The 4019-nt window shown below is 44.4% G+C and carries 5 protein-coding genes and 1 pseudogene; all 6 read left to right on the top strand.

Annotation, left to right across the window (positions count from 1 at the left end; all coding sequences use genetic code 11):
* Positions 1-86: pseudogene (locus AVZ68_RS20805) on the top strand (arsenate reductase); the annotation flags it as partial.
* A 377-nt stretch (positions 87-463) separates the two neighbouring features.
* Entirely contained in the window at positions 464-1165 is a 702-nt protein-coding gene (locus AVZ68_RS19345) for a response regulator transcription factor (RefSeq protein WP_180316741.1), read from the top strand.
* A 3-nt stretch (positions 1166-1168) separates the two neighbouring features.
* Positions 1169-2542: a HAMP domain-containing sensor histidine kinase gene (locus AVZ68_RS19350; RefSeq protein WP_059106216.1), complete on the top strand. Its 1374-nt coding sequence runs from the start codon at positions 1169-1171 to the stop codon at positions 2540-2542.
* Positions 2539-2754 (top strand): hypothetical protein, encoded by a 216-nt coding sequence (locus AVZ68_RS19355; protein WP_059106217.1) that lies wholly within the window; start codon positions 2539-2541, stop codon positions 2752-2754. The genes AVZ68_RS19350 and AVZ68_RS19355 overlap by 4 nt, the downstream gene beginning before the upstream one ends.
* Entirely contained in the window at positions 2751-3683 is a 933-nt protein-coding gene (locus AVZ68_RS19360; protein WP_059106218.1) for a F510_1955 family glycosylhydrolase, read from the top strand. The genes AVZ68_RS19355 and AVZ68_RS19360 overlap by 4 nt, the downstream gene beginning before the upstream one ends.
* A gap of 18 nt (positions 3684-3701) precedes the next feature.
* A complete protein-coding gene (locus AVZ68_RS20430; RefSeq protein WP_157404763.1) occupies positions 3702-3872 on the top strand; it encodes a hypothetical protein in 171 nt (56 codons plus the stop codon).
* Positions 3873-4019: the final 147 nt, after the last annotated feature.

The following is a 4019-nucleotide window of genomic DNA, read 5'->3' on the forward strand; positions in this document are numbered from 1 at the left end:
CGGAAGAAGAAAAATGGGCATTCTTCCAACGTGTGCGAGATGAAATCGGAGAACGAGTGAATCACTTCTCCAAAACTGGGGAGTAAAAAACGGATAGCCGGGAATGAGACTTTCTCGGCTATTGTTTTCACTTTTATATAAGAGGAACTCTGTATGGAGAGTGGCAAGCTGAGCAAAATGAAAGTACTTACATTTATTTGATCTAAGAGCAGAAGCTCATGGAGATGATTCAATTCCCAGGATAAAGCACCAACCGATTGTGGATAGTGAGGAAAGTTTCCAGCACCGCTTGTGCCAAAATGTCCTTTGAAATAATGGTTACATAGCCAAGAGTTGGATTGGCCATGTAAACCTATCCCCTGAATTCTAAATAGAGACGGTGCAGATCCTAAAAAACCTTTCTTCATGGAAATCACACATTTGTACGTTAGACTGTACAAGGAGGAGTGAATGGGAGGAGAGAATGGTGGAGAAACGCATTCTAATAGTGGATGATGAACGAAATATGCGGCAATTGGTTCGTGTCTATTTAACAAGCGAAGGGTATCACTTAGACGAGGCAAGTTCTGGAATGGAAGCCATGAACAAAGTACAGCAGCAAGTATACGATGTGCTGATTTTAGATATTATGATGCCGGGCACAGATGGCTGGGAAGTGTGCCAGCGGCTTCGTCGCACAGGTGCGGAGACAGCCATACTTATGCTTACGGCTAAAACAGACGTGGAGGACCGAGTGAAAGGGCTTAATCTTGGCGCGGATGATTATTTAGTCAAACCATTTGCGCCAGAAGAACTCGTTGCACGGGTGAACGCATTGCTAAGAAGAAAGCATAGGCTGTCAACCGAAGATTCCCGTAAGGTTGTATTCCAAGAATTACTCATTAACCCTGATTTGTATGAAGTGAAAATAGCAGGAAAACCAGTTGAACTTACATCGAAGGAATTTGATATATTCTATTTGATGGCAAAACGTACGGAACGTGTGTACACAAGAGAAAATATCATGGAGCAAATCTTTTCAATGAGCGAAGGGCATGGTCCTCGGACGATTGACACTCATATCAAAAACATCCGAATTAAGCTGAAAAACGGTGGTCTTCCATTCAACCCGATTAAAACCGTGTGGGGGGTCGGGTACAAGTTTAATTCACCGGAAGGACAGTAATGAATGAATACCATTTTTTTCAAGCTTGGCGGTTCGATTATGGCCTTGTTTATGATCGTGTTACTTCCACTTGGTTTTGTGCTAAACCAGATATTTACAAACTTTAATTACGCTCATATACAGGAGGAGACAGAAGAGAGGGCTTCTCAGTATGCAGTGCTTCTTGCCGGAATTGATGAATCCAATATAGCGTTGCTTGTAAAATCGATGGCAAGTGAGACAGTGCAAGAAGTTGTGATACTTGATGAAAATGGAAACGTCGTGGGAAATTCGGGAATAAATGAATTTGCATTGGGAGAAAGGTTACCAGCTCAGGGAACAAGGGGGAGTTTCACTGATACGGTGAATGGACAGGACTACTTTTATTCCCGGAAACCAGTTCCAAGCGACTCAGTTAATGCTGGCGAAATCTATATTTTTTCTCCATCAGATTTGATGGGTAATTCAGCGGTTCAAGTACGAAATGCTCTAATTCTGTCAGGTGTTGGGGCCCTTCTCCTCGCCTTTGGTTTCACATTTATCGTTTCAAAGAAACTTTCCGATCCGCTTCAAGCGATGGAGAAAGCGGCTCGCAGAATGGCGAGAGGAGACTTAGAAGTGGAGCTACCCGTAACGACAAGAGATGAACTAGGCTCTCTCTCCAATTCTATGAATGAGCTGGCTCAAGAACTGAAAAGGTACCGCAGCAGCAGGCAAGAATTTTTTTCAAACGTGTCCCACGAGTTTCGCACCCCGTTATCTTACCTACAGGGGTACAGTCATGCTTTAAAGACGGGACGTTACCAGAACAAAGTAGAAAAGCAGCAATTTATTAGCATCATTCATGAGGAAGCACAACGAATGAACCGGTTAGTCCATGACTTGTTTGAGCTATCGCGAATGGAGGAAGAGAGCTTCCCATTAGAGCTTGAACTCGTGCAGGTGGAGAACGCTGCCCAAAGTGCGGCAGCGAAAGTAGAAGCAGAAGCGACGAAAAAAGGGATTGCCCTGCGTTTAGAGATAGAGGAAGGGAGTCAGCTGATTGTGGCAGATGGCTTTCGCATTGAACAAATCTTCACCAATCTGTTAAAAAACGCAGTAAGCTACACGGAAAAAGGCCATATTTTGGTGAAAGTTTGTACAGAAGGCGAAAGGGTTAAAGCCACCGTTTCAGATACTGGAATAGGCATTGTGCCGGAAGAGCTTCCCTACATTTTCGAGCGTTTTTATCGGGTGGAAAAGTCGAGGGCACGTGATCTCGGGGGGACGGGGCTGGGTCTTGCGATCGTAAAACAACTGACCGAACTTCAATATGGAACGATTCATGTAGAAAGTAGGTTCGGAAAAGGAACAACATTTACGCTAAGTTTTCCAGAAGCAAGGGAGGGAGATGAATGAAAAGAAGGGATTGGATGATTGCTTCGGTTCTTATTATTCTTGGCCTGCATTGTCTGGTCATGTCCGGTATGATATCTGCTTCTGCTGATGTTCCTTCTTATCTTCATCTCCTGCTTCGAATTTGTTTCTGGATGGGGGTTCCGCTATTTGTAGGAGCCATCATCTACGTTCTATTTTTACAGATGAAAAAACGGAAAGGAAGACATTCATGAGACAGTTATTTCCATTGACCCTAAGTCTTTCAGCACTGGTTGTTATTAGCGGGTGCCAAGAGAATCCTGAGGAGACAGAGGGGACAGAAGTCGAATTCACCCACATCCACGGCCTCGGTTTTACAGAGGATGGCCAAAGAGCCTATATTCCAGCTCATGACGGGCTGCGAGTCTTCGAAAACGGAACTTGGAGCGTAGTGGAGGATGACCAGCACGACTTTATGGGGTTCACAATGACCGCCAATGGCTTTTATAGCAGTGGGCATCCCTCAATGCAAACGGATTACGAAAACCCGTTTGGTTTGATAAAGAGCACGGATGGAGGAGAGTCCATTGAGTTGCTTGCATTAGAAGGAGAAATCGATTTTCATTTAATGTCAGCCGGATATCACTCAGACGCGATTTATGTTATCAACCCGGAACCCAATTCAAGTATGGACGAGCTTGGTCTACATAGGACCCTCGACGAAGGACAGGAATGGAACAAGGGTGATATGACTGGAGTGTCTGGAGAGGTGATCGCCATTGCGGCTCACCCTGAGGAGGAGAGTGTGATTGCTCTGAGCACAACGGAAGGTGCGTTCCTCTCGGAAGATGCTGGTGATTCGTTTGAACAAGTCCTCAGTGGCTCGCCTGTTCCGGCTATAACGTTTTCACATAGCGGCGGTGAGCTCCTGGTCGCTGAAGGAACAGAAGAAGAGACGAGATTAAAGGTCATAAATACATCCGGGGAATCGGAAGCTGACATACCGGCACCAGCAGTGAAGTCCGAAGACGCCCTTAGTTATTTATCACAGAATCCTCAATCAGAAGACACGATTATGGTAACTACCATGGAGCGCGACATTTTTTACACGGAAAACGGTGGTGAAACATGGGAGCAATTGGCGGAAGAAGGAAAAAGTCGAACAACTAGTGAAGGAACATAAAAGGAGGATGTAGTTATCATGAAACAATCTAATCTCACTGTTCCCTCAACTTTAAGGCTTACAGTAGCATTGGCTCCATTTATAGGGTTACTAGGGGCAATTGGTTGGGTTTACGTTAATCATTTCTTAAAAGACCTGGAGTTGTTTGATACAGAAAAACATCCGTTAAATAACAATAAAAGCCGCTGAGTCTGGGTATTTCTCAGCGGTTTTTTGCATTTTCGACTGCTTTCAGCTAAAAACCTTGGTATTTTCGCTTACGCAAGGTACAAAGTTTTCGTGTTTTATATCCTGCATTCCCGGGTATCTGTAACGAGGAAAGCTAATTAAACCATT

Origin of the sequence: Shouchella shacheensis (genome assembly GCF_001484965.1) — a bacterium.
In the GTDB taxonomy this organism is placed as follows: domain Bacteria; phylum Bacillota; class Bacilli; order Bacillales; family Bacillaceae_D; genus Shouchella; species Shouchella shacheensis.

Bases quoted from the DNA above. Each gene is read 5' to 3' on its own strand.
- AVZ68_RS19350 (WP_059106216.1), top strand. From the start codon at position 1,169: ATGAATACCATTTTTTTCAAGCTTGGCGGTTCGATTATGGCCTTGTTT.
- AVZ68_RS20430 (WP_157404763.1), top strand. From the start codon at position 3,702: ATGAAACAATCTAATCTCACTGTTCCCTCAACTTTAAGGCTTACAGTA.
- AVZ68_RS19345 (WP_180316741.1), top strand. From the start codon at position 464: ATGGTGGAGAAACGCATTCTAATAGTGGATGATGAACGAAATATGCGG.
- AVZ68_RS19355 (WP_059106217.1), top strand. From the start codon at position 2,539: ATGAAAAGAAGGGATTGGATGATTGCTTCGGTTCTTATTATTCTTGGC.
- AVZ68_RS19360 (WP_059106218.1), top strand. From the start codon at position 2,751: ATGAGACAGTTATTTCCATTGACCCTAAGTCTTTCAGCACTGGTTGTT.